Source organism: Granulicella rosea, from assembly GCF_900188085.1.
In the GTDB taxonomy this organism is placed as follows: domain Bacteria; phylum Acidobacteriota; class Terriglobia; order Terriglobales; family Acidobacteriaceae; genus Edaphobacter; species Edaphobacter rosea.
Genome location: NZ_FZOU01000001.1, coordinates 1 through 24,955, shown reverse-complemented (window position 1 = coordinate 24,955; position 24,955 = coordinate 1). Strand labels below are relative to the sequence as shown.

The following is a 24,955-nucleotide window of genomic DNA, read 5'->3' as shown; positions in this document are numbered from 1 at the left end:
TCGAAGTTCGTCGCGCAAGCGAATCGAGGGCCCAAACTCAGGCCCTCGATCCATCATATCAATCGTTTACAGCGCAGCGATCACAGCGTCGGCGAAGGCCTTGGTGCCGCTCGTGCCGCCTACGTCGCGGGTCAGGGTCTTGCCCTCGGCGTAGACCGCTTCGAGCGCCTTCTGGACCTTCTCGGCGACGACCGGTTCGTCGATGTGGTGGAGCATCAGCACTGCGCTCTGCAGCAGGGCGGTGGGGTTGGCCTTGTCCTGGCCGGCGATGTCCGGCGCGGAGCCGTGTACCGCCTCGAAGATCGCGCACTCGGCGCCGAGGTTCGCGCCCGGGACCAGGCCCAGGCCGCCGATCAGGCCGGAGCAGAGGTCCGAGAGGATGTCGCCGTAGAGGTTCTCGGTCAGGATGACGTCGTACTGGTAGGGATTCATGACCAGCTGCATGCAGGTGTTGTCGACGATGTGCTCGGCGTAGGTAATCTCCGGGTACTCGGCCGCGACCTCCTTGCAACACTTGATGAAGAGGCCGTCGGAGAGCTTCATGATGTTCGCCTTGTGGATGGCGTGCACCTTCTTGCGCCCGAGCTTGCGGGCGAAGTCGAAGGCGGACTTGGCGATGCGGGTCGAACCCTTGCGCGTGATGATCTTCAGCGACTGCGCGATGTCGGGGTTGATCATGACCTCGAGGCCGATGTAGAGGTCTTCGGTGTTCTCGCGGAAGATGACCATGTCGATGCCGGGGTATTTGGTCACGAGTCCGGGCAGGCTCTTGACCGGGCGGAAGTTCGAGTAGAGATCGAACTTCTTGCGCAGGGTGACGTTGATCGACGAGAAGCCGCCGCCGATGGGCGTGGTGACCGGTCCCTTGAGCGCGACGCGGTTCTGCTCGATCGAGTCGTAGAGCGCCTTGGGGATGTACTCGCCGGTCTTGGCGAAGGCGTCCGCGCCCGCGTCGTAGGTGTGCCAGTCGAACGTGACGCCCTCGGACTTGCCCGCGGTCTCGAGAATCGAAACCACCGCTGCCGTTACCTCGGGTCCAATCCCGTCGCCGGGAACCAGTGTGATCTTGTGTGCGGCCTTCGTCGTCATGCGTCCCTCATCTCTTTTTTGTCATTCCCGAAGGGAATCTGCTTCTCGCTTTTGTGCTGTGGGGCAAGAGTGCATACCCCAGGGGCTAAAGCCCCCTTCCTGCCAGCCCCACGTTGCCAAGGCTAAAGCCTTGGCCTACCTGGAAGCCAAAGTCTGCCGAAGCAATCCCCATTCCTCGGCCTTATATTCCCTAGACCCTATTCCTCTCAGGCTCCGACCCCTCAACCCTGAGCCCTGGACCCTTTTTTCGCATCCCTGCCGCTTAGCAACTCTTCCAGCTCCGCCTTGAACTCGCGCACATCCTTGAAGTCGCGGTAGACGCTGGCGAAGCGGATATACGCCACCGTGTCGATGGCCTTCAACTGATCCATGATCAACTCGCCGACCTCGCTTGTCGAGCGTTCGCGTTCGGGCGAGTCGACGACAAAGCTCTCAATCGCGTCGACGATCTGCTGAAGCTGGCCGGTCGAGACCTTGCGCTTCTCGCAGGAGTGCAGCAGGCCGGCGAGCACCTTCTGCCGGTCGAACTTCTCGCGGCGGCCGTCCTTTTTGACGACCATGTAGGGGATCTCATCGATCCGCTCGTAGGTGGTGAAGCGTTTGTTGCAGCGCTCGCACTCGCGGCGACGGCGGATGGAGTCCGCCTCCTTGCTCTCTCTCGAATCGACAACCCGGTCTTGCGCGAAGCCACAGTAAGGACATTTCATCGGATATTGTCCTCATTCTAGCAGCCGGTAAGGTGGGGAATAGAGACTGGCCGCTCTACGAGTGCTTCCGCCGCCAGTCGACCGCCTCGAAGAACTCAAGCGTATTGCCGCGCACCAGATAGAGGAAGATGAGTGCGTCGACCGCCAGCACGGCGTGGAAGAAGTTCAGGTCTGGCGAGGCTGCGGCGGCGCTGGTGGGCGGCGGGGCGGAAAGCTGCGTCTGGGCGAAGAGCAGCAGCGTCAGCCCGGCGTTCAACAGCGTGGATTTGCGCGCCCACAGTCGCACGCGCCACATGCCGAAGCCGATCACGGCCAGGTAGACGCCCAGAAAGGTCAGCAGCGCGGGCAGCAGACCGCTATCGGGCGCCGCGTCGTGCATGGCGGTGAACTTGCCGCGGGTGGCGATGAAGAGCAGCGGATAGAGCAGGCTCCGGGGGCTGGAAACATAGTCCGGCGCGACGCGCAGCAGAAGCCCCGCCAGCAGCAGGATGCCGGCCTTGAAGAACTGAAAGCCCGCGACGACGGTGACGCCCAGCGGACGGCCGAGCGACTCCGCGTCGAGCACGGCCGGGGTGTGGAACGCGTGGACCGAGTGAGCGGATTGCGCCTGGTGAAGCTCTTCGAGAGGCTGGGAGAGGCTCATGCGTCTGAGTATCCACTTCCGCCGGACGCCTGCCAGTCCACAAACGGGGTATGCGCGGTCAAGGTAAGTCGTTACGGCTCTTGACCGAGTGGAATGCGCGGCGAATGTGTTGGAAAAGGGAGCGGCAAGGCCGTTACAATCCTCATGCTCCCGAAAAAGCGCCTGCCGGGCGCCCAGTTCGAACCGAATTGGTCTAACCAGTACCTTAGGGGAATCGATGCATCTGCGCCGTACACTCTCGCTCGCCGCCGTCCTTCTGTCTGCCGTCACGCTCTTCGCGCAGGAGCCGGCGCAGGAGATGCCGCCGCTGCCGACGCTCAAGCTCTCCACCAGCATCGTCGTGCTGGACGTGGTCGTGACGGACAAGAAGGGCAACCTGGTGCTGGACAAGACGCGCGACGACTTCACGATCGTCGAGGACAGGGTTCCGCAGAAGATGCGCTCGTTCGAGCCGCCCTCGGCGCATGTGATGCCGCCGAATGTGGTCGTCAACGGCGTCGACGACCTGAAGAAGATCGGCGACGCGCCGGTGAACATTCTGGTGCTGGACGAGCTGAATACGCGCTTCGAGGACATGGCGTACGTTCGCTACTCCATGCTGAAGTATCTGAACGCGCAGCCCGCCGTGTTGAAGCTGCCGACCGTTCTGCTGCTCGCGACCAACACGCGCTTCAAGCAGTTGCACGACTACACGCAGGATCGCGATGCATTGATCGCGCAGGTGAAGAACGAGAAGCCCGAGCTGCCGACGAAGATGATGGCCGGCCGCGGCGGTTCGGCGGCGGTGGAGCGCATGGCGCAGGGCCTCGCGTCGCTCGAACAGATTGCCCAAGCCAGCGGCGGCACGCCGGGGCGCAAGAACGTCATCTGGGTGGGGAACGGCTTTCCCTCGGCCGACCTGGTCGGGCTCGACGACAAGACGGCGGCGACGATCGAGGCGGCGATCAAGCAGGTGACGGATATGCTGCTGGCCGCGCGCATCACCATGTATACGATCAATCCGACGATGAACTCGACCGTGACGCTCGACGTCGAGACGCCGGACGACCTGACCATGGCGGAGACCGATACCGGCGGCGAACCGTTCTCCGGCTCGGTGCAGTTCAGCACCTTTGGTCCGGCCACTGGAGGCCGGGCGTTCCTCTCGCGCAACGACATCAATAACGAGATCGCCGAGGGCATCTCGCAGGGCGCGAACTACTACACCATGTCGTATGCGCCGGTAAACGGCTCGGCCGACGCGGCGAAGTACCGCAACATCCGCATCGTGATGAAGGATCCGAACCTGCATGCGACGACGCGCGACGGCTACTATCCGCCTACCGCCTCCACCGCGAACCCGACCGTCGGCGAGGCACCGAAGCAGGCCAAGGCGCAGTTGCAGATGGAGATCTCGAACGCGGTGAACTCCGCGATCAGCTACAACGGCCTGGGCGTTACGGCGGTCAAGGCCGGCGCGGATTACACCCTGACGGTGAAGGGCGCCGGGCTGGAGTGGAAGATGGTCGACGAGAAGACCGAGCGCACCGAGGCGACCGTGATCGCGGCCTGGTACGGCGGCAAGGATGGGATGAAGCTGCTGGGCCACGCGGGCAAGGAGCTGCTGGCGACGCGTCCCGTGGGCTCGGCGGGGGATGCCACGCTGACGATGCCGCTGGTCGTGCCTCCCGGCGCTACGCGGCTGCGCTTCGTGGTGCGCGACGCGGTGAATGGGCGGATGGGGACGGCGGATATTTTGAAGCCGTAGAGCGGCTAGTGCTCACCCCGGTAGGCAGTTAGCGTGATCGTCTAGGGGTGCTCTGATTAAGTCCGCACCCCATATCCCAGGGGCTAAAGCCCCACTGACTCTGCGGGGCTTATTGTCCGGGCTAAAGCCCGGACCTATCTTAATCAGAGGTTCCCTAGGGATACGTGGCTGGATAAAGATCGCGTTCAATCTGGAGTCTTCTGCGGAAGAACTTGAACGAAGCCTTTACCACACACGTCACGATGCATTGGCTTGCCCCCAATCTGCTGTAGCCAGGCAAGGTCGCCGCTCGATTGGTCATTGTTACGCCACGTTCTGCAATAAAGCACGTAGACATCAGCAGGAGAATAAGTTTTGCAACTGTCCATGTGGGTCGTGAGGTCATCAACTACGCGCGCAATCTTATCTAAATTTTTCTCCATGCGGAAGATGAATAGTTTGATCGGCGAGTGCACGTAGAGAAGCTTGTCGAAATCTTCCCTGAGCTTGCCCGGCAAGTTGTCAAATTCGCTCTCCGCTGTGATTAGGATGCCTGTACCCTGCTGATATGCAACATAATCCCAGAGGAATGCGCCTTTCTGATTCGACCCGACGGGCGGGTAGGATTTCAAAGTATAAGGGTGCTGAGTTGAATCAGCGAATGCTCGCAACGCGCTCAGATTTTCTGTAGTCCAGTCGTAGCGCCCGTGCGTGTCCTTCAAGCTATCACTCAGATGGTGGACTAGCTTAAATGCGAGAGCTAAGTTTCCTTCTGCCGTCTTGGGAAAGTCGCAACTCATCAGGTCCTCTTCTTCCTTTGTGACGCAGTGGCATTGATTTTAACCCCAGCAAGCTTCGTCGGACTGAAAGTTATTGTGTGGGTAGCATCCGATTCCAGAAGCGAAATGCGGGGACTCTTCGCTCCGGTCGAGATGACGGGCTTCTGGGTGTCTAATGTAGACATGCATGACCCACTGCTGGACATCGCTCACCGCCCTTATCCTCTACCTCAGGGCCGGTGGATCATGCGCCAGCGCTGGAACGACCTGCTCTTCGCCCACTGGCCGATCGCACCGGAGGCGATGCGACCGTTGATCCCGGCGGGGCTGGCGCTGGATACGTTCGAGGGGCAGGCATGGGTGGGCGTCGTGCCGTTCTGGATGGACCGTGTGCGCAACCGGCTCGCCGGGGAGGCGACCATCGGGGTTCCGACGATGGGCAGCTTCAACGAACTGAACCTGCGGACGTATGTGCGGTCGCCCCGGTCGGGCAAGGCCGGCGTGTACTTCTTTTCGCTCGACGCCTCGAGCGCTCTGGCGGTCCTGGGTGCTCGGACGCTGTTTCGGCTGCCCTACTTTCTGGCGGCGATGCGGCGCTCGCAGGGCGCTGGCGGCGGGATCGACTACGCGAGCCGGCGTCTGCCGACGCGGCGGTTGGCGGAGTTCGAGGCCAGCTACCGGCCCACCGGCGCGCTGCCGGCGAGTGTGCCGGGCACGCTGCAGCACTTCCTCACCGAACGCTACTGCCTCTTCACGACCTTCGCCGGTCGGACGCTCGTCGGCGACATCCACCATGCCATGTGGCCGCTTGAATCGGCGGAGGCGGAGATTCGCGTGAACACGCTGCCCGCCGCGCACGGCATCGCGCTGCCGGATCGTCCGCCGATTCTTCACTTCTCCCGCGCGCTCGAGGTCACGATCTGGCCGCTCGCATTCGACCGTGACCCGGACCGCGCCTGATTCGTATAATCGACCGGTACAGGCAGAGGAGATATCGTTTGAGCACACTGGCAGGTCGGGTCGCATTCGTAACCGGAGCATCGCAGGGCATCGGCCGCGCCTGCGCGTTGGAGCTGGCCGCGTCGGGCGCGTCGGTCGCGCTGGCGGCGCGCAATGTGGAGAAGCTGGCCGAGGTCGCGGCCGAGATTGCCGCGGTTGGCGGGACAGCGCATGTCTTCGCCCTCGATGTAGGCGACGAGGAGTCCATCAAGGCCTGCGCCAAGGCGGTGATCGCGCACTTCGGCAAGGTGGAGATTCTGGTGAACAACGCCGGCATCACGCGCGACACGCTGGCCATGCGGATGAAGCGCAAGGATTGGGACGACGTGTTGACGACCAACCTGACGGGCGCATTTCTGCTGACGCAGGCCTGCATGTCGGCGATGCTGAAGGCCCGGTGGGGCCGCGTCATCAACATCACCTCGGTGGTGGGCGAGACCGGACAGGCGGGGCAGGCGAACTACGCCGCGTCGAAGGCCGGGCTGATCGGCCTGACGAAGTCGCTGGCGCGCGAGCTGGGCAGCCGAGGCATTACGGTCAACGCCGTCGCGCCGGGCTACATCGAGACCGCCATGACCGCCGTGCTGACCGAAGAGCAGAAGACCGCCATGACCTCGCAGGTTCCGCTGCAGCGCGCGGGCACGGACAAGGACATCGCCGCTGCCGTCGCGTTCCTGGCGTCCGAGGGCGCAAGCTACATTACCGGGCATACGCTGGACGTCAACGGCGGCATGTACATGGGGTAACGGCCGTTCGGAGTCCGCTTCGAGAAGCTGTCTTGTTAAGGGCACGGCTTCAGCCGTGCCGTAGAAGCCTGTACGAGATACGCGGCTTCAGTCTCTGAGGTACGGTTTTGGTTCGGGCGACTCGGGCTTCAAAGCGTACCTCAGCGGCTGAAGCCGCCAAGCAGATGCGGCGATAGTGGCACGGCTGAAGCCGTGCCCTTAAGCTAAATCTCCTCCATGCCAAAGGCATTCCGCGCAAGTGCAATATGTCTGAGTTCACAATCTGCCGGGCGAAGACGCGAGGTTGCGAGAATCGCCTTTTTCGCAGGTATTTAGCTGAAGCGTGGTGTAAAGTTGCCGAAGTAGTTAATACTTACCCTGGTTCAACCCACAGACGGAGTTCAAGTGGCGGTTCAGGGTTCGGAAGGTATCTGGTTCAGCAGGAATCTGCGCAGGTGCGAGATTCGGACCCGGTCTGAAGTTTGCGCTTGCTAGTGTCTTCGGAGCTAGTTACTTTGTGGCTAATGGCTGACATGCAAATCGTTCTTCCTGTGCAGGCGGATGCCCCAGTGAAGTCAATATCGAGAAATATCGGGACCACGATCCGCGACTATCGCCTGCAGAAGGGGATGTCGCAGGGCGACATCGAAAAGCGCACCGGGCTGCTGCGCTGCTATCTGTCGCGCGTGGAAAACGGGCACACGGTGCCGTCGCTCGAAACGCTGCAGAAGATCGCGGGCGCGCTCGACCTACAGCTTTCACAGTTCTTCGCCGAGGAGCAGGTGAGCCGCGAGGTCTCGACCCTGCACCTGAGCGAGGAGGAGATCAAGTTCCTGACGCAGGTGCAACGCTACTCGGCGCACCTGTCGGACTCCGACCGCCGGCTGCTGCTGGCGATGGTGCGCAAGTTCGCCTCGAGCGCCATGAGCTAAAAGCGAAGACTCAACACGGATCTGCGCGGATGACACGGATCCAATCCGTGGTCTTCCGTGCAGATCCGTGTTAAGTCTTTCGTTTCTATCAGTTGCGGCGGCGTCCGCCAGCCATGAGCTGCAGTACGGCGAGGAAGATATTGACGGCGTCGAGGTAGATCGACAGGGCGAGCGAGACCGCCGGCTGTCCGTTGCCGCCAGCGCGAATGCGGGCGAAGTCGCCGACGGTCAGCAGGGTGAAGACGCCGAGCGTCAGCCAGGAGTAGGTGCTCGGCTGCATGAAGTGGAAGAAGATGCTGAGTATGCCGGCCAGCACCAGCACGATCAGCGCGGCGAATCCAAGGCCGAGCACCTTGCGGTAGTCGATCGAGAAAAGATAGGCGACCAGGCCCATCGCGGCCATGCCGACGCCAGTCGTCGCGGCGGCCTGGAAGACCATGTCGATGCCGATGGCGCGGATGTAGTGGTGGATCAGCGGGCCAATCTCCCAGCCCATGAAGTAGGTCAGGGCGAAGAACAGGCCGAGCGCCAATCCGGCATTCCGGCGGCGCGCCGTGTTGATGGCGAAGATCAGCCCGAGCACGGCGATGAAGCCGACCGTCGAACCCCACTCCGGCGCGGACGCCACGCCGAAGGCGGTAACGAGGAAACCGGCCGAGGTGATGCCGAGCACCTTGGCCAGCAGGGGCACGGTCTCTTCGCGGGGTACATCGATGGTCGTCGACCAAGTGCCGGTGCGAGGGTCGATCTGGCGATTTACGTCGTAGTTCATGTGGGTGACTCCGTGATCCTTCGATACAGATACCTGAGTATTGGACGCGCAGATTTTGCTTTGGACTCTAGCCCACTCTGGAGATCCAGTACCCGAAGAGGGATAGGACGAACGCCGCCCCGGCGAAGACGATCTTCTGCCGGCGCAGGTAGCGCAGGCGGCCGGCGGTCATGCGCGGGACCAGCGGCAACCCCAGCAACAGTCCGCTCAGCACGCCGCCCAGGTGCGCCGAGTTGTTGATCCGCACCGCGCTGAAGTAGATGCTGACGCCGCCGAGCGCGAGGTTGACCACGGCGAAGAGCAGCACGGCGTTGCGGTGGCCGCGCAGCTCCTTCCACGGAATCGGCAGGCGGCGGTTCGAAAGCAGCACGATCAGGATGCCGGCGATGCCGAAGATGGCGCCGGACGCGCCCGCGGTCAGGGAGTTGGCGAGCGCCGGGTGGAAGAGGATATCCCATGCAATCGAAAGCAGATAGCCAGCGACGCCGGTAAGGATGTAGACGGCGATCAGGCCCATGGGGCCGAGCAGCGGCTCGCCGAGCAGGCCGAGATTCCAAAGGCACCAGAGGTTCGTCAGGATGTGCGCGGGATTGATGTGGACGAAGGCGGCCGTGACCAGCCGGTACCACTGCCCGCCCAGCACAAGGGCGCCCGAGACCGCGCCGTAGCGGACGAGATCCTCGGGTGAGAAGCTGGCGAGGAAGGCCATGCCCGGATGATGGCTGCGCCAGACCTCCGGCGCGGGGCTGCGCGGAAACATGATGCCAAAGACGGCCAGGTTGATGGCGATCAGGGTGTAGGTGGCCGGAGCGGCGAGCGGGTTGAAGTCGCTGCGCTCGTGGTGCGCGGAGCTGGGCGCTTCGAAGCCGGAGGCAGGCGTGGCGGATTCGGCCGCGATAAGGTCTTCGTGTTGGATCGAGTCCGGCATGAGGCGCATCTTCAGCCTAACCGCGACGCGCGCGAGGGGCAAATTGTATGCGCTAACCGGCTGCTTTTGGTGTTGGAAACGATAAAAAAGGCCCGAACCGGGAGGCTCGGGCCTTTCCTTTCAACAAACAGTCTAGGCGTGGCGGCGAGTGAAGCGCTCGCGGATGTCTTCCGGCAGACGCTGTTGCAGCAGGCTGCCCAGGAAGCCCGGCAGCGGAGTCGCGATGGCGACCAACACCCACAGGACCATCGAGATGATCAGGCCGGTGATGGCGACGCCTTCGAGCGAGACCGTGACGGCGTTCTGACGCAGGTGCAGGTGAACGGAGGAGATGCGGGCCAGCGTCTCCAGCCGGTGAACGATCACGGCGGCGAGCGCGAAGGCGATGGTCGAAAGCGTCGAAACGGCGAGCAGCAGCACGTCGATGCCGCGGGCGGCGGCCTGACGGCGGCGGCAATGGCCGCACTCATGCAGGTGCTGTTCGTAGTCGACGCGCATCGTGGGCGAGAGCATTGAAATGTCGTAGCGCCAACCGGATAGGATGTCGCCGACGACCTGGTCCGTGCAGCCGGAATCATGCATGCGGGTGTTCCTCGAAGATCGAATAGATGCGGCTTCCATACCTTGGGTAACTTCCATTCTAACCTGTTTGACGCTCCTGTAACGCGAAAGATGCAGGAAGTGAGGCAGCGAATCGATGACGAACTGCATCCCCGCGGGCGCGGCCCCGCTTTCAACCGACGTGGATCGGATCGAGCGGAAACGCCTGCTCGGCGAGCAGGATACGATTGCCCAGCAGAGTCATCCGGTCGCCGATGGCCTGCTCGGCCGTGATGCGGGCCAGCTCCGGCTGATTGTTCGACTCCGAGAGATGCCCCAGCACGATGTACGCCGCGCCGCCGTCGTAGTCCTTCTGCAGAAACTCCGCCGCCGAGACATTCGACAGGTGGCCGACGCGCGAGAGCACGCGCTGCTTCACCGACCAGGGATACGGGCCGTCGCGCAGCATCTCGAGGTCGTGGTTCGACTCCAGCAGCAGCACGTCGATCCGCTTGAGCGCCGCCTTGACGTTCGGCGGCATGTAGCCGAGGTCGGTCGCGACGGCCATGCGGACGCCCTCCTCGCGCGACTCGAAGACGAATCCGCAGGGGTCGGCCGCGTCGTGCGGAATGGTGAAGGGCGCGACCTCGAGGTCGCCGATGACGAAGTTGGTTCCGGCCTTGAAATACTCGACCGAGGGCAGGGTCGCGGGGTCTTTCTCCTTGGACGCCTCGACCGGATCGCAGGGTTCAAGTTCGAGCGGCAGCTCCATGGAGGCGTTCGGATCGTCGGACCGGTTGAGACTGGGGTCGAAGGCGGCTGCCTCGGCGGAGATGCTGGCGATGGCCTCGGCCTCTTCGGGCGCGAGGTAGGTTGGGATTGCGGCGGCGGCTTTAGCGGCCTTTTCCTGCTGGGCTTTGTCTGATTGAAGGCGATCCAGCCACTTCGCGTAAGTCATGGTGGTGCGGGGAGTTAGCATCCGCACCCAAGCGCGGTGCGTCTGCTCGGTGAAGTAGACGGGGATGCCCAGGCGGCGCGCCAGGACCGACAGGCCGGCCACGTGATCGGAGTGCTCATGCGTGATCAGGATGGCGTCGAGCTTTGCAGGATCTTCGTGGACGATGGCCATGCGGCGCAGCAGCTCGCGGCAGGATAGGCCGGCGTCCACCAGCACGCGGGTGCGGCCGGAGGCGATCACGGTACTGTTCCCCTTGGAACCCGAGGCTAGTACGGTCATGCGCATCTGGTTAACAATACGCTTTTGCGGAGTGGAGAAAAGAGGCCTAACACCGATCGGTGTTAAGCCTTCCTATACGGAGGGTAGGGCAGCCACGCGGGCGACGTCGGCCAGCAGGATCGACTCCCCGGTGGTGCTGGTCGCGACGAAGGCGCCGTCCGGCTCGCGGTCGACCTTCAGCAGGAAGACGTCGGGCGTCGGCGGCTGGTCGACGACCATGACGATTTCTGCGAAGAACATCTCGCCGGTGACGAGCTGGATGGCGACGATGCGGTCTTCGCTGGCTAGAAGGAGTTCGAGGTCTTCGGGGGGCATTGGTTCTCTTTCATGAAGATCGTCGGCGATCCGAACGAAACGCAGGTCCTTCGGCTCCGCTCAGGATGACAAAGTTGGGGTGATACGCTTCGCTCAGGATGACAGAGTCTGGAGGTGATCCCGCTACGCTCCGAACCAAAATATCTGTCATCCTGAGCGGAGCCGAAGGACCTGCGTTTTGTTCGGGGCTGCGACCATCTCCCCAGAAGGCGGACTAAGCCGTCTTCATCGGCGCCAGGAAGTTGACCACCGAGCGCATCACCTGTTCGTTGCGCTGGTTGTAGACCAGCGTGCGGGTGCGGACGATGCCGAAGCCCTTGCGCGAGCTGGACTGGCGCACGCCCAGCACCTCGATCTCGCTGCGGATGATGTCGTTCGGGCGGACGGGCAGCGTCCAGCGAATCTCCTCGACGCCTGCGCCGATCATGCCGCCAACGACCGGCACGGTCTGGACGCGCATGCGCATCACGATCGCCGCGGTCAGCCAGCCGGAGGCGGCGAGACCCTTGAAAAACGAGCCTTCGCCGGCGGCCTCGTCCAGGTGGAAGGGCTGCGGGTCGTACTTCTGGCCGAACTCCTTGATCTCTTCGGCAGTCACCTTCGCGCCGCCGAGCGAGTTGAAGGTCTGGCCGACGTAGAAGTCTTCGAAATACAGTTCCTTGGGCATGCGTCTCCTTGCGTGTTCGCTAATTCTCGGTCGATACCGGCAACTTGAGTATACGGACGAGCAGCACGGTGATGTTGTCGCCGCCGCCGGCGTCGTTGGCTTCGTCGATGAACTCCTTGCAGGTTTCTTCGAGCGGAAGCTGGTGCTGTTCGCAGCGCCGCATGACCGTCAGCAGGTTGTGGTCGTTCAGCTCGCGGGTCAGGCCGTCGGAGGCCAGCAGGAACAGGTCGCCGGGATAGGACTCGAAGCGGCGAATCTCCGGTTCGACCGTGGGCATGGAGCCGACGGCGCGGGTGATGATGTTGCGCAGCGGCGAGAGTTCGGCCTGTTCGGGCGTAATCTCGCCGGACTGGATCTGCTCCTCGACGAGCGAGTGGTCGCGGGTGAGCAGGTGGAGTTCGTTCTCGCGCAGCAGGTAACAGCGGCTGTCGCCGACATGGGCCAGCGTGACGGCGGAGGCGTCGGATTCGAGCAGCAGCGAGACCAGCGTCGTGCCCATGCCGCGCAGATTGCGACTGTGCCGGGCCTGGCGGTAGACGGCTGTGTTCGCGGCCTGGATGGCGGAGTCGAGCTGGATGTCGGGCGTGCCGGTGCGCGGCGTGTCGCCGTGCGGGGTCAGGTGGCCGAGGAAGGTGTCGGTCGCGAGTTGGCTGGCGATCTCGCCCGCGGCGGCGCCGCCCATGCCGTCGCAGACGACGAAGGCGCCGGCCGTCGGCGACGCGCCACAGGCGTCCTCGTTGCCGGTGCGGGCACGGCCAATGTCGGTAAGCATCGCGAAGCTGAAGGGGTAGGAGACCATCTTGGGCGGAAAGTAGCGCTGGCGAAAACGATACACGCAACTGCGCACGACTCCAAGGACGGCCATATCCTTAGAATCATACGAGGCTTTTGAATGAATCGGATTGTGCATGGCGAAAACCTGTCGGTGTTGCGGACGCTCGCCACGGAATCGGTCGATCTGATCTATATCGACCCGCCCTTCAACACGGGTCGCAGGCAGAAAAGGCCAAGAATCAAGACCATCCGCGACGTGGAGGGCGACCGGACCGGCTTTGGCGGCAACCGCTACCGTACGGAGCTGGTCGCCGGGTCTCCGGAGCTGGCGGCGGGGTATCTCGACAGCTTCGACGACTACATCGGCTTTCTGCGGCCGCGCGTCGAAGAGGCTCGCCGGATTCTCAAGCCGGAGGGTTCGTTCTTTCTGCACGTCGACCCGCGCGAGGTGCACTACTGCAAGGTGATGCTGGACGAGGTCTTCGGCCGCCCGTGCTTTCGGAACGAGATCATCTGGGCCTACGACTATGGCGCTCGTTCGAGCAAGAGCTGGCCGGCCAAGCACGACAACATCCTCTGGTACACGAACCACCCCAAGCGGTATACGTTCGACCTGAACGCCAGCGACCGCATCCCGTACATGGCGCCGAAGCTGGTGGGCGCGGCCAAGGCCGCTCGCGGCAAGACGCCGACCGATGTCTGGTGGCACACGATCGTCTCGCCCACGGGCAAGGAGAAGACCGGCTATGCGACGCAGAAGCCGCTGGGAATGCTGGAACGGATCGTCCGCGTCCACTCGAAGCCGGGGGATGTGGTGCTGGACTTCTTCGCCGGCAGTGGGACGACCGGGGCCGCGGCTTCGAAGAATGGCCGGGAATTTTTGCTGATCGACGAGAGCGACGAGGCGATCGCGGTGATGGAGAAGCGTCTGGGGCTGGTGGCCGAGCGCACGAAGAAGCCGAGGAAGCGGGCGGCGAAGAAGATCGTTGAGACTGCGCAAGTGGCAGGCGTTATTAAGGGCACGGCTTGAGCCGTGCCGTAAATGCTGTATTTGCTTTGCGGCTTCAGCCGCTGAGATGCGGTTCAAGCGCCGCCACGGAGGCCCGCCAAAGCGTACCCCAGCGGCTAAAGCCGCGTTCCGACCGAAGATCAGTGGCGCGGCTGAAGCCGTGCCCTTAACAAACTTACGGCGTCCCTCAGATGTTCGGGCGCCCCATCCTTCGCGCCTTTGCGAAGGGTGGGACGTAAGCTGACCGTGCTACCCTCTTCCGGCTCCGAGCTGTATACGTCCCACCCATCGCGATGAGGCCGCGATGGATGGGCGCCCAAGCGCCTCTTTGTCCACAGCAAGAGCCAGGCGCCGGATTTATGGTTAACGGGTGATGCCGGACAAGACGAACGAAACCGACGTATACGCGATTCACGGGGCGGACCCCGAGGTGCTGGCCTACGCGATGGCGAAGTACTCGCGGTCGGCGCTGAACATGCGCGACTCGCTGGCCGAGATCAGCTCGCAGCGGGCGGAGCAGTTTCTCAACACCTTTTACTTCCAGTACGGCCACCGGTCCATCGCCGACCTGGCGCATCTGCCCTTCGCCATCGAGCGGCTGAGCCTGCTGGCCGCGATCGCGCTGGTCGACGAACAGCGCTGGGACGGGCAGGAGCGGTCGACGCGCTACCAGAACTTCCGCAAGTCCGGCTGGTACACGCCTGTACTCGGGGAGCAGGCAGCGACCTATACCCGCGCGGTCGAGGCGCTGTTTGCCGGGTACGACCGTGTCGGCGCGGAGATGCTGACGGCCTTGAAGGCGGCTATCCCGACGCCCGAGACGATGAAGCCGGACGCCTACGACCGGACATTGAAGGCGCGGGCCTTCGACGTGGCGCGGTATCTGCTACCGCTCGCGACCAACACCTCGCTGGGCCAGATCGTGAATGCGCGGACGCTCGAGACGCAGGTTTCGCGGCTGCTGACGAGCGAGTTCGCCGAGATTCGTATGATTGGCGACCGGCTGCGTGAGGCGGCGTCCGAACCGGCCTGGAATGTGACGCATGCTCCGGCGCAATCCTTAGTGGACGAGATCGCCGCGTTGAATCCGGAGCTGGGCGCCCGCGCGCGGGAGGCGTTGCTGCGTCCCGTGAAGTCCGCGCCGACGCTGGTGAAGTACGCCGCCGCGAACGACTACCAGGCGAAGAGCCGGGCGGAGCTGACGGCCTATGCGGCGGAGCTGATGGCCGGGCGGGCGATTGCTCCGGCGCCGGTGGTCGACCTGATCGACGGCTACGAGCCGCTGGAGGTCGAGCTGGCGACGTCCCTGCTCTACCCGCACTGTCACTATCCGTATCGGCAGTTGCGCGATACGATCGCCAATCTGGGCGAGGCGAAGCGGCTGGAGATCATCGCGCTGGGCGCGAAGGATCGCGGCCGGCACGACGAGCTGCTGCGCGGATTCAGCGCGGGCAAGGGCCTGCGCTTCGACATCCTGATGGATATCGGCGGCTTCCGCGACATGCATCGTCACCGCAAGTGTACGCAGTTGCTGCAGAGCTTCACCGACCTTCACGGATACGAGGAGCCGGTCTGCCCCGGACAGCCGACGCTGGCCGAGGCGGGCATCGCGGTGGAGTACAAGGCGGCGATGGATGCGGCCTTTGTTGCGTATCGTACGCTGCGGGATAGCGATATTGTTGAGGCTGCTGAGTCCGCCCAGTATCTGCTGCCGCTGGGGACGCGTTGCCGGGCTATGTTTAAAATGGACTTCGCCGAGGCGCTGTACATCGCCGAGCTGCGTTCGGGCGTGGCGGGCCACTTCAGCTATCGGCGAGTGGCATGGGAGATGTATCTTGCGGTGGCCAAGGCGCATCCGGAACTGGCGAAGCTGTTCCGTATCGAGGACGTGAATGTGCCTGTCGATCTGCTGAGGAGATAAAGGAAGAGGGAAGATGCTGGCTCTGGACGAAGCGGATTGGGCGTGGATCGGCGCCCATTTTGCGCGCCGGTTGAAGGTGCATCACACCCTGAAGCAGTATCACCGCGACGGCGCCAGGCTGAAGTTCGCGGAGCTTGCCGTGGGCGACAGCGACCCCATCGCCAACTGCAGCGCCAGCGACTTCGGCCTGGGACCGATGATTCTCGACCTGAACCGGAACGCGGTCGATCGCATCTTCGAGTTGGCCGGAAAGATGCTCGCCCTGAACACGCCGGCGGAGTTGCCGCAGATCGTGGCGCAGGCGGATCTGTACTCCATGAAGATCGGCGTCGGTTCGGAGCTGGCCTGCATGCTGCGCCCGTCTCTGTGCTGGGTGGCGAATACGAAGTCGTTGTGGAGCTATCTGTTCGACTACTGCGACGGCAATATGCGCGAGGCGCGCGAGATGATGCACTCGTATAACGAGGTCGGCATCGCGACCATCTACCCGCATATGGAGGGCAGCATGGTGCGGGTCAGCGAGCGCCAGCCGGATCGCGGCGTGTCGTCGCTGGCCGGCGTGCGGGGCTACCGGTACTTGTGGGCGGACGCAATCTGTTGCCGGGCGTTCGAGCGGAATTTTTAGTTTCGCTTTTTGTTTGCTATCGGGAAATTCGTGCTTTAGTATTTGGCTTGACGATTCAAAGGAGATTTTACGTGGCAGACGACCGTGGCAAGGCGATAGAAGCGGCACTTTCGCAGTTGGAAAAGCAGTTCGGCAAGGGCTCGATCATGCGGCTCGGGTCGAAGGAAGCGATTGTGCCGATTGCGGTCATCTCGACGGGTTCGATCTCGTTCGACGCGGCGCTGGGTGTGGGCGGCGTGCCGCGCGGACGCGTGATCGAGATCTTCGGACCGGAGTCCTCGGGTAAGACGACGATCACGCTGCAGATCATCGCGGAGGCCCAGAAGGCGGGCGGCCTCGCGGCGTTCGTCGACGCCGAGCACGCGCTCGATCCGGGCTATGCGAAGAAGCTGGGCGTCGATGTGGACAACCTGCTGGTCTCGCAGCCGGACTACGGCGAGCAGGCGCTCGAGATCGTCGAGGCGCTGGTGAAATCGGGCGCGATCGATGTGCTGGTGGTCGACTCGGTCGCCGCGCTGGTCCCCAAGGCCGAACTCGACGGCGAGATGGGCGACTCCCACATGGGCTTGCAGGCGCGTCTGATGTCGCAGGCGCTGCGCAAGCTGACCGGTACGGTCTCGAAGTCGCGGACCTGCCTGATCTTTATTAATCAGATTCGCGACAAGATCGGCGTCATGTTCGGCAACCCGGAGACAACGACCGGCGGACGCGCGCTGAAGTTCTACTCGTCCATGCGTATCGACATCCGGCGCATCGGCGCGGTGAAGGAGGGCGACGTGGTCGTCGGCTCCCGCACCAAGGTGAAGATCGTGAAGAACAAGGTGGCGGCGCCGTTCCGGGATGCGGAGTTCGACATCCTCTACGGCGAGGGCATCTCGCGCGAGGGCGACACGCTGGACCTGGCGGTGGCGAACGGCATCGTCGACAAGAGCGGCGCGTGGTACAGCTTCCAGGGCGAGCGCATCGGCCAGGGCCGCGAGAATGTGCGGAACTTCCTGAAGGAGAACCGCGACGTCTTCGGCCGGATCGACGGCGAGCTGCGCAAGAAGATGGGTATCGGCGCGGGCAATGTGCCGGTGCCGGCGGCGCCGGAGGATGGCGCGGAGCAGGCCGTGGCTGTGGTGAAGGGAAAGCGGTAAAAAGCAGGGAATAGGGCTTAGGGATGAGGTTCAGCCCCTGGCTTTGTTTCAGGCCACAACCAATGCTGTCATCCTGAGCGAAGCGTCTCGCGGCTTTTCGCGAGACGCGCAGCCGAAGGACCTGCGTCTTGCTTGTAGAGCCGTCGCCGCTGCAGGTAAAACGCAGGTTCTTCGACTTCGCTGCGCTTCGCTCAGGATGACAGATTTGTTAAGTGTTCAACAGAAAAAGGCCGGTGCAAAATGCACCGGCCTCTTTGGGTTCAAAACGTGAGGTTATTCCGTTGGCGGCGCGGGCGGCATCTGGCCGTTGCCCATGGGGCCGTGGCCCATGCCGCCGGGACCGCCGGGGCCTCTGCCTTCGCGACCCTTCATCTCGCCACGCCCCTTTTCCATGCCGCCGCGGTGGGAGTGCTCCTCGGCCTGCAGCTTGGTCCACTGGTCGGGGGTCAGGACGCCGCGGATGCCGAGCAGCATCTTGGCGTTGGCCTTTTCGAGCTCGGCGCGGGCCTGGGCGATCTTGTCGATCTGGGCGAGCACCTTGGAGGTTTCGGGTGGGTTGGCGGCGAGCATGGACTGCATCGGCACCTCGGCCTTTTCGACGTTGGCATGCGCGTCGATCAACTGGATGCGGCTGGACTCGAAGATGTCGCTCATCTTCTTCTGCTGCTCGGGCGTAAGTGCAAGCGCGGTGACGATGCGGGGATTCTTCCACCACATGCCGCCGGGGCCCATGTGCATGCCGCCGCCGGGGCCGCCGCGCATCTCGCGGTGTTCGCCGCCGCCCATGCCGGGGCCGCCCATCTGGGCGAAGGTGGGAGTGGAGAGGACGAGGCTTGCGGCAAACAGGCACACGGAGGCGAGGAGAGGCTTACGGTTCATGGTTTTGTCCTTTGAAATGAATTACTTGGATTGTGCGGTCGAGGTGACGGTTGGAGTGGAGTTCGTGGCGCTCGGTGTGGGGTTGTCGAGCGGAGCCATGGAAGAAGGGATGGACGCGGAGATATCCTGGTCGATGCTGGCGAGCAGCGCCTCGTCGGATTCGACGGTGTGCGCCACCTGAGCCGACGGCTCGTCCGTCCGTACTGTCTCCGGCGCGGCCACGGCAATGGGCGCGACGGGCTGCTGCCGGTGGATGCCCGCCGGGACGGCGATGGCGACGACGACGGCTGCCGCGGCGGTTGCGGCCCAGAGCGAGACGCGTCCGAAGCCGAACTTTTCCGGGCGAGATACGGCCTGTCGCTGCGGCTGGCGCGCGGCGTAGGCGACGGAGGCTTCGCGGAAGCCGCCGATGGCCTGGCGAAGTCCGTCGAGTTCGAGCGAGCATGCGGCGCACAGGTGCAGGTGCGCGGCGGCCTGGGAGTCCAAATCGCTGGCCGGAAGGTCGAGGTCGCAGACGGTTGGGTCGGCGATGAGGAGGTTCGAGAGCTGCTCGTGCGTCAGGTGATCGGTTTGAAGGTTCATCGGGATTCCTTTCCGGAGGTGCTCGGGCCGGGGGATGTGGGCATGTGCTGCGCGCGGATGATGGCGAGTCCGCGGTAGAGGTGCGTTTTGACCGTGCTGACGGGCAGGTCGGTGATGGCGGCGATCTGAGTCAGCTCCAGCTCTTCGACGAAGCGAAGTAAAAAGACGGTCCGCTGGCGCTCGGAGAGTTTGGCGACGCTGCGGGCGACAAGCGCGACCTGTTCGCGTGCGATCAGGCGGGACTCGGACGAGCTATCCGGATGTGCAAGCTGTCCGGCGAGCTCGCCTGCGTCGACGGCGGTGCTGCCGGCGCGCTTCCAGAACTTGAAACGGTTGGTGCGGGTGTGATCCCGCAGGAGATTGAGCGCGATGCGCATGAGCCAGGTGGAGATGGCGCATTCGCCGCGAAAGCTGGCCCGTGCGCCCCAGGCGCGCATGAAGGTGTCCTGCGTGAGCGACTCGGCCAGATCGCGATCCCGCACCGACGAAAGCAGAAAGCGGAAGATGCGCGGCTGGTAGAGCTGGTGAAGCGTTTCGATCGACTCGAGACTGCCCTCGGCGGTGTTCTGCTCCAGTTCGAGGGGCAAGCCGGCGGTGGTGAGAGCGGATGGTGGCATGGTCTCTTGTCTTCTGCAGTGATTGACGCGATGCGATGGGAGAAGACTACAACGGCTGCATTTTCTTTGTTTCGGCTCGCATCATCGCAGAGGCAGGAGCGGATTCGTTTTGTTAAGGGCATGGCCTCAGCCGTGCCGCAAGGAAAGATTGCAGAGCGACTTTAGCCGCTGAGGTACGGTTCTTGTTTGAGATGGCAGGCAATTCTGACGAAAACCGTACCCCAGCGGCTAAAGCCGAAAGGCAAGGAAGCCTTTGTGGCACGGCTGAAGCCGTGCCCTTAAGCAAGACGATTGAAGAGACAAAGACAGAAGCAGATTCCCTTCGGGAATGACAAGCAAAAGAGGATATGCTGCTGGAGGTATGCAAACCCTGAGAGCGATCTACCCGGGCACCTTCGACCCGCTGACGAACGGCCATCTGGACCTGATTGCGCGCGCGTCGAAGATCGTCGACGAGCTGGTGGTGGCGATTCTGCGCAACGCGGAGAAGGAATCGACGCTGTTCACCGTGGCCGAACGGCTGGAGATGATTCGCGAGGCCGTCGCGCCGTTTCCCAACGTGCGGGTCGAGACCTTCGACGGGCTGCTGGTGGATTTTGCCCGGATGCAGGGGGCCAAGGCGGTCGTGCGCGGCATCCGCGCCATCTCGGACTACGAGTACGAGTTCCAGATGGCGATGATGAACCGCAAGCTCGACCCGGAGCTCGAGACCCTGTTCATGATGCCGGCCGAGAAGTACACCTACGTCAGCTCGCGGCTGATCAAGGGCGTCTTCATGCTGAACGGCGATGTGTCGTCGCTGGTCCCGCCGCTGGTCTTCGAGCGATTGAAGGCGAAGAAGCCGGCCGCTGGATGACGATTCAGGAGACCTTCGGGCAGATCGACATCTATGTCTTCGACCAGATTCTGCGGGGCAACATTGCGCCGGGAATGCGGGTGCTGGACGCGGGCTGCGGCTTTGGGCGGAACCTCGTCTATCTGCTGCGGCAGGGCTGCGAGGTCTTCGCGGTGGACCAGAGCGCGGAGGGTGTCGGCCATGTGCGGCAGTTGGCGGCGGGACTGGCGCCGGGCCTGCCGCCCGAAAACTTTCAGGTCGCGCCGATCGAGAAGATGCCGTTTCCGGATGGCTTCGCGGATGTGGTCCTCTGCAACTCGGTCCTGCACTTCGCCAGGGATGAGCAGCACTTTCTGGCGATGGTAGGCGAGCTTTGGCGCGTGCTGCGCCCGGGCGGGATGCTCTTCTGCCGGCTGGGTTCGAGGATCGGCATGGACTTCGAGCAGGTGCGCGGCCATGTCTACCGCATCGGCGACGGGTCGGAGTGGTTCCTGGTCGACGAGCGCGTGCTGATGAAGATGACCCAACAGATGGATGCGGTGATGGTCGATCCGCTGAAGACGACGATCGTGCAGGATCACCGCTGCATGACGACGTGGGTGCTGCGCAAGCGGCTGGAGTAAAACTACCAGCCGCGTGTGCCGGGTGCTCCCTTGAAGGGGCCGCGCAGGTCGCGGGTGATCCATCCGCCGTAGAAGTCGCCGGGCTGGGGCTGGACGAGTTCGTCGTCGACCCAGCACTCGTCGACTTTGCTGGCGTAGAAGGCGAGATAGCCGGCGAGCGCGGCATAGCGGGCGGTGGGCTGGCTGTAGCTCCAGGCGGCCTGGACGACGGCGGGTGAGCCGGGTACGGCGAGATCCCAGTATCCAGCCGTGCCTTTGAACTCGCAGAAGCTGCCGTAACCGTTCGACCGGGTCAGCAGGCTCAGGTCGAGGTCGGCGGGTGGCAGGTAGTAGACCGGCGGGTGGCTGGTCTCGAGGATGCGCAGGGCGCGGGTGCTGTCGGCGACGGTGCGGCCGGCGTGCAGGATCCGGATGCGGCGCGGGCTGGGTTCGAGACGCGGCGGCCGGGGATAGTCCCAAACGGACTCAGTGGTTTTGTTCATGACGTCGAAGGCGCTCCCTGGGCTGAGGATAGACTTCTTCGGAGACGGAGTGTGGACGATGAGCACAGCGTTACGATCCGACGAAAAACGGCTGAACGAGATGAACCGGCTCAGCGATATGGGGCACTTTCCGGCGATGGTCAACGCCGGCGCGACGTTCAACGTGCTGGCGACGATCGCCGCGACGTGGTGGGTGGAGGCGCGCTGGCCGGCGCTGGCCGGCGCGTGGGTGGCGGCGGTGTTGGCCGTGAATCTGCTGCCGGTGGTTCTGCTGCGGTTGACGATCGGCCCTCGGACCGTCTATCCGAGGCTGGCTGAGATGGACTTCTTTCGCGATCAGCACAAGTTTTCGGACTGGGTGTATGTCGCGGCGTCGGCCGATATGGCGTTTTGGGTGCTGCTGACGTGGACGGCGGCGGCGCTCGACCGGCGGCATATTGTGTTGGAGGCGCTGCTGGCGATTTCGGCGCTGGCTACGTTTTCGCCGGTGATCCTTCGGGTGATGCGCGGGCGGCGGTAAGGGCGCCGATCTCGATGGAGCGTGGACTTCCGCGGGGTTCGCGGCGGGTTATGCTGGAGGCTCCGAGGTGAGCCGATGGGCCTGCGCGCTCGATGGGTTGTTCTGCTGTTGTTGGCGCTCTGCTGCGGGAGGGCGGAGGCCCGGCGGCGGGTGGTGGTGATCTCGATCGACGGGCTGCGCGGCACGACGCTGGCGGACCTGCCGCAGCGCCATCTGAAAACGCCGAATCTGCTGGAGTTCGTGGCGGGCGGCGCGGTGGCGGATGGGTTGGTTGGAGTGTTTCCGACCGTGACCTATCCCAGCCATACGACGCTGGTGACGGGCGTCTCGCCGGACCGGCACGGCATTCGGAGCAACCTGGAGTTCGACCCCGAGCACACGGGCCGCGACGCGTGGTTCTGGTATGCGGAGCAGATGCACGCGCCGGCGCTGTGGGATGTGGCGCGCGCGGCGGGGCTGCGGACCGGGGCGGTCTCGTGGCCGGTGACGGTCGGGGCGGCGATCGACGCCAACTTTCCCGAGTATCGCGAGTGGGAGAGCGAGGACGACCTGCGGCTCTACCGGGGGCTGTGTACGCCGGGGCTGGCGGCGGAGTTCGAGCGGAGCGCCGGGCCGTTGACGCTCGACGACGCGGACGAGCTGCTGGGCGTGAACGACGATACGCGGGCGAAGATGGCGGCGTTCCTGATCGAGACGCGCAAGCCGGACCTGATGCTGGTGCACTTCCTCGACATGGACCACCAGCAACACGCGCATGGGCCGGACAGCGCGGAGGCGTACCGGGCGCTCGAGCACATCGACGGGCTGATAGGGCAGATTCGAGCGGCTGTCTCTGCCTCGTTTGGAGATTCGGACGAGGTGGATTTCGTCGTCGTCAGCGACCATGGCTTTCTGGCGGTGGATAAAGCGTTTCAGCCGGCGGCGGTGCTGGCGGGGCTGGGGCTGGGCGCTCCGGCAGGGCATCCCGACCGGTGGCGGGTGGCGGTCTTCGACAGCGGGTCTTCGTTCGGGTTGATCGTTCACGACCCGAAGGATACGGCGGCGGTCGCACTCGCAACGAACGCCTTCAAGAGGATAGCGACGGCGTCGGGGATCGCGAAGATCTACACCGGCGCGGAGCTGGCGGCGACCGGCGGCTACGGCAATACGTTTCTCGCCGCGACGATGCAGCCGGGGTTCATGGTGGGGCGTAAGACCGCTGGCCCACGGGTGACTTCGACCGGTGGCGCGCGGGGGATGCATGGGAATGCGCCGGGCGATGCGCGGCTCGATGCGGCGTTTGTGGCCTTTGGGCGGTCTGTTCCGGCGAAACGACTGGGACGAAAGCGGCTGGTGGATGTTGCGCCTACGGTGGCGGCGTTGCTGGGGTTCGGGATGCCGGAGGTCGAAGGCGCAAACCTGCTGGAGAAGTGACTTTTTGACCGGGTAAGTCGGGTTCAGGCCTTTCTCTGCGCCGCCAAATCTGAAAGACTATAGACATGAGCACAGCGACGTTGGTAGCGAAGAAGGTTTTGACGGACCGGATCAACCGGATTGAGGTCTCTGCAACGATGGCCATCACGGCCGCGGCTTTGAAGCTGAAGGCCGAAGGCGTAAACCTGGCGGACTTTGGCGCCGGCGAGCCGCACTTTGCGACTCCGCGACACATTAAAGATGCCGCGATTGCCGCCATTGAGGCCAACTTCACGCGTTACACCGCCGTCGCCGGCGTGCCGCAGGTGCGGCAGGCGATCGTGGATCGCCACGCAGCCGACTTCGGCTCGCAGTACACGGTCGATGAGTGCGTCTTCACCACCGGCGGCAAGCTGGCGTTGTTCAACGCGGTGCAGGTGCTGATCGACCACGGCGATGAAGTGATCTTGCCAGTCCCGTACTGGGTCTCGTTCCTCGACATCATTCAGTACGCCGGCGGCGTGGTGAAGCTGGTCGAGAGCAAGGAGAGCGAAAACTTCCGCATCACGGCGGAGATGATCGCCGCGCAGGTGACCGAGAAGACCAAGGCGATCATCCTGAACTCGCCCTCGAACCCGGCCGGCTCGATCATCGAGCAGGCGGACCTGGAGTCGATCGTGCGCATGGCGCATGAGCGCGGCATCTACCTGCTGCTGGACGAGACGTACTCGTACCTGACCTTCCAGGGCGACATCGTCTCGGGCGGCTCGCTGCTCGATTGCAAGGAGCACATCATCATCCTCGGGTCTTTGTCCAAGACGTATGCGATGACGGGCTGGCGCGCGGGCTTCGCGCTGGGGCCGAAGCAGATCATCTCGGCGATGAGCAAGCTGCAGTCGCAGAGCACGTCGAACGCGGCGAGCATGGTGCAGAAGGCGTCGATCGCCGCGCTGACCGGCCCGCAGGAGTGCGTGGCGGAGATGCGCGCGAACTACATCGAGCTGCGCGACCGCATCCTCGAAGGCTTCAAGACGATCCCCGGCCTCACCTGCACGACGCCGCAGGGCGCGTTCTACGTATATCCGAACGTCAGCGCGTTCTTCGGCAAGGGCGGCATCAAGACGGCCTCCGACGTGGCTGCGCGTCTGCTGAGCGAGGCCCACGTGGTCGTCGTTCCGGGTGAGGCCTTCGGTACGAGCGAGCACATTCGCCTGTCCTATGCGGTCTCGCCGGACGTGATCGACGAGGGCGTGAAGCGGATGCGCGAGTTCTTCGCGAAGCTGGCGTAAAGCGTGTTGCGGCGCCGTCCGGCCTCGATCTTCGGAGCCGGATGGCGCCAAATTCTTGATCTGCATCGTTGGTGGCAGACGAGAGTGCGAGTTTTCATCTGCGCTGGGCCCAACTTTCCAATAAGATAAGGCGCTATGAGCATAGAAGCAGGTTCCGGGATCCGGTTTGCGCCGGTGATTTTGGCTGGCGGCAGTGGGACGAGGTTCTG

At 63.7% G+C, this 24,955-nt stretch carries 28 protein-coding genes; 13 read left to right on the top strand and 15 right to left on the bottom strand.

The window, feature by feature from the left end:
* Window positions 1-66: 66 nt before the first annotated feature.
* From CHB87_RS00140 to CHB87_RS00130, 3 genes are all read right to left on the bottom strand, one after another.
* Window positions 67-1,089, bottom strand: coding sequence for an isocitrate/isopropylmalate dehydrogenase family protein (locus CHB87_RS00140; RefSeq protein ID WP_089406379.1), 1,023 nt, complete (start codon window positions 1,087-1,089; stop codon window positions 67-69).
* A gap of 221 nt (window positions 1,090-1,310) precedes the next feature.
* Window positions 1,311-1,796 carry a transcriptional regulator NrdR gene (gene nrdR, locus CHB87_RS00135; protein ID WP_089406378.1) on the bottom strand — a complete coding sequence of 162 codons (486 nt, stop codon included), beginning with the start codon at window positions 1,794-1,796 and terminating at the stop codon, window positions 1,311-1,313.
* Window positions 1,797-1,851: 55 nt separating this feature from the next.
* The gene (locus CHB87_RS00130; protein WP_089406377.1) at window positions 1,852-2,439 is read right to left on the bottom strand and encodes a hypothetical protein; all 588 of its coding nucleotides are present in this window, start codon (window positions 2,437-2,439) and stop codon (window positions 1,852-1,854) included.
* 217 nt (window positions 2,440-2,656) lie between these two features.
* On the opposite strand from CHB87_RS00130, the gene CHB87_RS00125 reads away from it, so the two are divergent.
* On the top strand, window positions 2,657-4,186 hold the full coding sequence (locus tag CHB87_RS00125; RefSeq protein ID WP_089406376.1) for a VWA domain-containing protein: 1,530 nt from the start codon (window positions 2,657-2,659) through the stop codon (window positions 4,184-4,186).
* Between the two features lie 185 nt (window positions 4,187-4,371).
* On the opposite strand, the gene CHB87_RS00120 is transcribed toward CHB87_RS00125, so the two are convergent.
* A complete protein-coding gene (locus CHB87_RS00120) occupies window positions 4,372-4,887 on the bottom strand; it encodes a hypothetical protein (protein ID WP_142988132.1) in 516 nt (171 codons plus the stop codon).
* A 183-nt stretch (window positions 4,888-5,070) separates the two neighbouring features.
* On the opposite strand from CHB87_RS00120, the gene CHB87_RS00115 reads away from it, so the two are divergent.
* From CHB87_RS00115 to CHB87_RS00105, 3 genes are all read left to right on the top strand, one after another.
* On the top strand, window positions 5,071-5,904 hold the full coding sequence (locus tag CHB87_RS00115) for a YqjF family protein (RefSeq protein WP_217896987.1): 834 nt from the start codon (window positions 5,071-5,073) through the stop codon (window positions 5,902-5,904).
* Between the two features lie 38 nt (window positions 5,905-5,942).
* Window positions 5,943-6,689, top strand: a complete 747-nt coding sequence (gene fabG / locus CHB87_RS00110; protein ID WP_089406374.1) for a 3-oxoacyl-[acyl-carrier-protein] reductase — start codon at window positions 5,943-5,945, stop codon at window positions 6,687-6,689.
* A gap of 512 nt (window positions 6,690-7,201) precedes the next feature.
* Window positions 7,202-7,600, top strand: a complete 399-nt coding sequence (locus tag CHB87_RS00105) for a helix-turn-helix domain-containing protein (protein WP_425432462.1) — start codon at window positions 7,202-7,204, stop codon at window positions 7,598-7,600.
* Window positions 7,601-7,688: 88 nt separating this feature from the next.
* On the opposite strand, the gene CHB87_RS00100 is transcribed toward CHB87_RS00105, so the two are convergent.
* The 7 genes from CHB87_RS00100 to CHB87_RS00070 all read right to left on the bottom strand — a co-directional run bounded on the left by CHB87_RS00100 (window position 7,689) and on the right by CHB87_RS00070 (window position 12,924).
* Window positions 7,689-8,372 carry a Bax inhibitor-1/YccA family protein gene (locus tag CHB87_RS00100; protein WP_089406372.1) on the bottom strand — a complete coding sequence of 228 codons (684 nt, stop codon included), beginning with the start codon at window positions 8,370-8,372 and terminating at the stop codon, window positions 7,689-7,691.
* A gap of 67 nt (window positions 8,373-8,439) precedes the next feature.
* Entirely contained in the window at window positions 8,440-9,300 is an 861-nt protein-coding gene (locus CHB87_RS00095; RefSeq protein WP_089406371.1) for a rhomboid family intramembrane serine protease, read from the bottom strand.
* Between the two features lie 132 nt (window positions 9,301-9,432).
* The gene (locus CHB87_RS00090; RefSeq protein WP_245817725.1) at window positions 9,433-9,882 is read right to left on the bottom strand and encodes a hypothetical protein; all 450 of its coding nucleotides are present in this window, start codon (window positions 9,880-9,882) and stop codon (window positions 9,433-9,435) included.
* Between the two features lie 151 nt (window positions 9,883-10,033).
* Window positions 10,034-11,083 (bottom strand): MBL fold metallo-hydrolase, encoded by a 1,050-nt coding sequence (locus CHB87_RS00085; RefSeq protein WP_089406369.1) that lies wholly within the window; start codon window positions 11,081-11,083, stop codon window positions 10,034-10,036.
* 66 nt (window positions 11,084-11,149) lie between these two features.
* Window positions 11,150-11,392, bottom strand: a complete 243-nt coding sequence (locus CHB87_RS00080; RefSeq protein ID WP_089406368.1) for a hypothetical protein — start codon at window positions 11,390-11,392, stop codon at window positions 11,150-11,152.
* A 214-nt stretch (window positions 11,393-11,606) separates the two neighbouring features.
* A complete protein-coding gene (locus CHB87_RS00075) occupies window positions 11,607-12,059 on the bottom strand; it encodes a MaoC family dehydratase (protein ID WP_089406367.1) in 453 nt (150 codons plus the stop codon).
* Window positions 12,060-12,078: 19 nt separating this feature from the next.
* The gene (locus tag CHB87_RS00070) at window positions 12,079-12,924 is read right to left on the bottom strand and encodes a Stp1/IreP family PP2C-type Ser/Thr phosphatase (protein ID WP_176441524.1); all 846 of its coding nucleotides are present in this window, start codon (window positions 12,922-12,924) and stop codon (window positions 12,079-12,081) included.
* 27 nt (window positions 12,925-12,951) lie between these two features.
* Between CHB87_RS00070 and CHB87_RS00065 the strand changes: the two genes are divergently transcribed.
* The 4 genes from CHB87_RS00065 to recA all read left to right on the top strand — a co-directional run bounded on the left by CHB87_RS00065 (window position 12,952) and on the right by recA (window position 17,527).
* Window positions 12,952-13,863, top strand: a complete 912-nt coding sequence (locus tag CHB87_RS00065; protein WP_089406366.1) for a DNA-methyltransferase — start codon at window positions 12,952-12,954, stop codon at window positions 13,861-13,863.
* 352 nt (window positions 13,864-14,215) lie between these two features.
* The gene (locus CHB87_RS00060) at window positions 14,216-15,763 is read left to right on the top strand and encodes an FAD-dependent thymidylate synthase (protein ID WP_089406365.1); all 1,548 of its coding nucleotides are present in this window, start codon (window positions 14,216-14,218) and stop codon (window positions 15,761-15,763) included.
* Window positions 15,764-15,776: 13 nt separating this feature from the next.
* Window positions 15,777-16,388 (top strand): hypothetical protein, encoded by a 612-nt coding sequence (locus CHB87_RS00055; protein ID WP_089406364.1) that lies wholly within the window; start codon window positions 15,777-15,779, stop codon window positions 16,386-16,388.
* Window positions 16,389-16,459: 71 nt separating this feature from the next.
* Complete coding sequence (gene recA / locus CHB87_RS00050; protein ID WP_089406363.1) at window positions 16,460-17,527, top strand: recombinase RecA; 1,068 nt, start codon at window positions 16,460-16,462, stop codon at window positions 17,525-17,527.
* A gap of 273 nt (window positions 17,528-17,800) precedes the next feature.
* Here the strand turns inward: recA and CHB87_RS00045 are convergent, their stop codons facing one another.
* The 3 genes from CHB87_RS00045 to CHB87_RS00035 are packed head-to-tail and all read right to left on the bottom strand — an operon-like array spanning window position 17,801 to window position 19,605.
* Window positions 17,801-18,406 carry a Spy/CpxP family protein refolding chaperone gene (locus CHB87_RS00045; protein WP_089406362.1) on the bottom strand — a complete coding sequence of 202 codons (606 nt, stop codon included), beginning with the start codon at window positions 18,404-18,406 and terminating at the stop codon, window positions 17,801-17,803.
* 21 nt (window positions 18,407-18,427) lie between these two features.
* Complete coding sequence (locus CHB87_RS00040) at window positions 18,428-18,988, bottom strand: hypothetical protein (RefSeq protein ID WP_089406361.1); 561 nt, start codon at window positions 18,986-18,988, stop codon at window positions 18,428-18,430.
* The gene (locus CHB87_RS00035) at window positions 18,985-19,605 is read right to left on the bottom strand and encodes an RNA polymerase sigma factor (protein WP_089406360.1); all 621 of its coding nucleotides are present in this window, start codon (window positions 19,603-19,605) and stop codon (window positions 18,985-18,987) included. Before CHB87_RS00035 ends, CHB87_RS00040 begins: the two co-directional genes overlap by 4 nt.
* A gap of 361 nt (window positions 19,606-19,966) precedes the next feature.
* Between CHB87_RS00035 and coaD the strand changes: the two genes are divergently transcribed.
* Window positions 19,967-20,461 carry a pantetheine-phosphate adenylyltransferase gene (coaD, locus tag CHB87_RS00030; RefSeq protein ID WP_089406359.1) on the top strand — a complete coding sequence of 165 codons (495 nt, stop codon included), beginning with the start codon at window positions 19,967-19,969 and terminating at the stop codon, window positions 20,459-20,461.
* Window positions 20,458-21,063, top strand: coding sequence for a class I SAM-dependent methyltransferase (locus CHB87_RS00025; protein ID WP_089406358.1), 606 nt, complete (start codon window positions 20,458-20,460; stop codon window positions 21,061-21,063). The genes coaD and CHB87_RS00025 overlap by 4 nt, the downstream gene beginning before the upstream one ends.
* A gap of 2 nt (window positions 21,064-21,065) precedes the next feature.
* Here the strand turns inward: CHB87_RS00025 and CHB87_RS00020 are convergent, their stop codons facing one another.
* Window positions 21,066-21,545 (bottom strand): DUF427 domain-containing protein, encoded by a 480-nt coding sequence (locus tag CHB87_RS00020; protein WP_089406357.1) that lies wholly within the window; start codon window positions 21,543-21,545, stop codon window positions 21,066-21,068.
* Window positions 21,546-21,603: 58 nt separating this feature from the next.
* Here CHB87_RS00020 and CHB87_RS00015 point away from each other — a divergent pair, with 58 nt between their 5' ends.
* From CHB87_RS00015 to CHB87_RS00005, 3 genes are all read left to right on the top strand, one after another.
* Complete coding sequence (locus CHB87_RS00015; protein WP_089406356.1) at window positions 21,604-22,065, top strand: hypothetical protein; 462 nt, start codon at window positions 21,604-21,606, stop codon at window positions 22,063-22,065.
* A gap of 75 nt (window positions 22,066-22,140) precedes the next feature.
* Window positions 22,141-23,478 (top strand): alkaline phosphatase family protein, encoded by a 1,338-nt coding sequence (locus tag CHB87_RS00010; protein WP_089406355.1) that lies wholly within the window; start codon window positions 22,141-22,143, stop codon window positions 23,476-23,478.
* 65 nt (window positions 23,479-23,543) lie between these two features.
* Window positions 23,544-24,746 (top strand): pyridoxal phosphate-dependent aminotransferase, encoded by a 1,203-nt coding sequence (locus tag CHB87_RS00005; RefSeq protein WP_089406354.1) that lies wholly within the window; start codon window positions 23,544-23,546, stop codon window positions 24,744-24,746.
* Window positions 24,747-24,955: the final 209 nt, after the last annotated feature.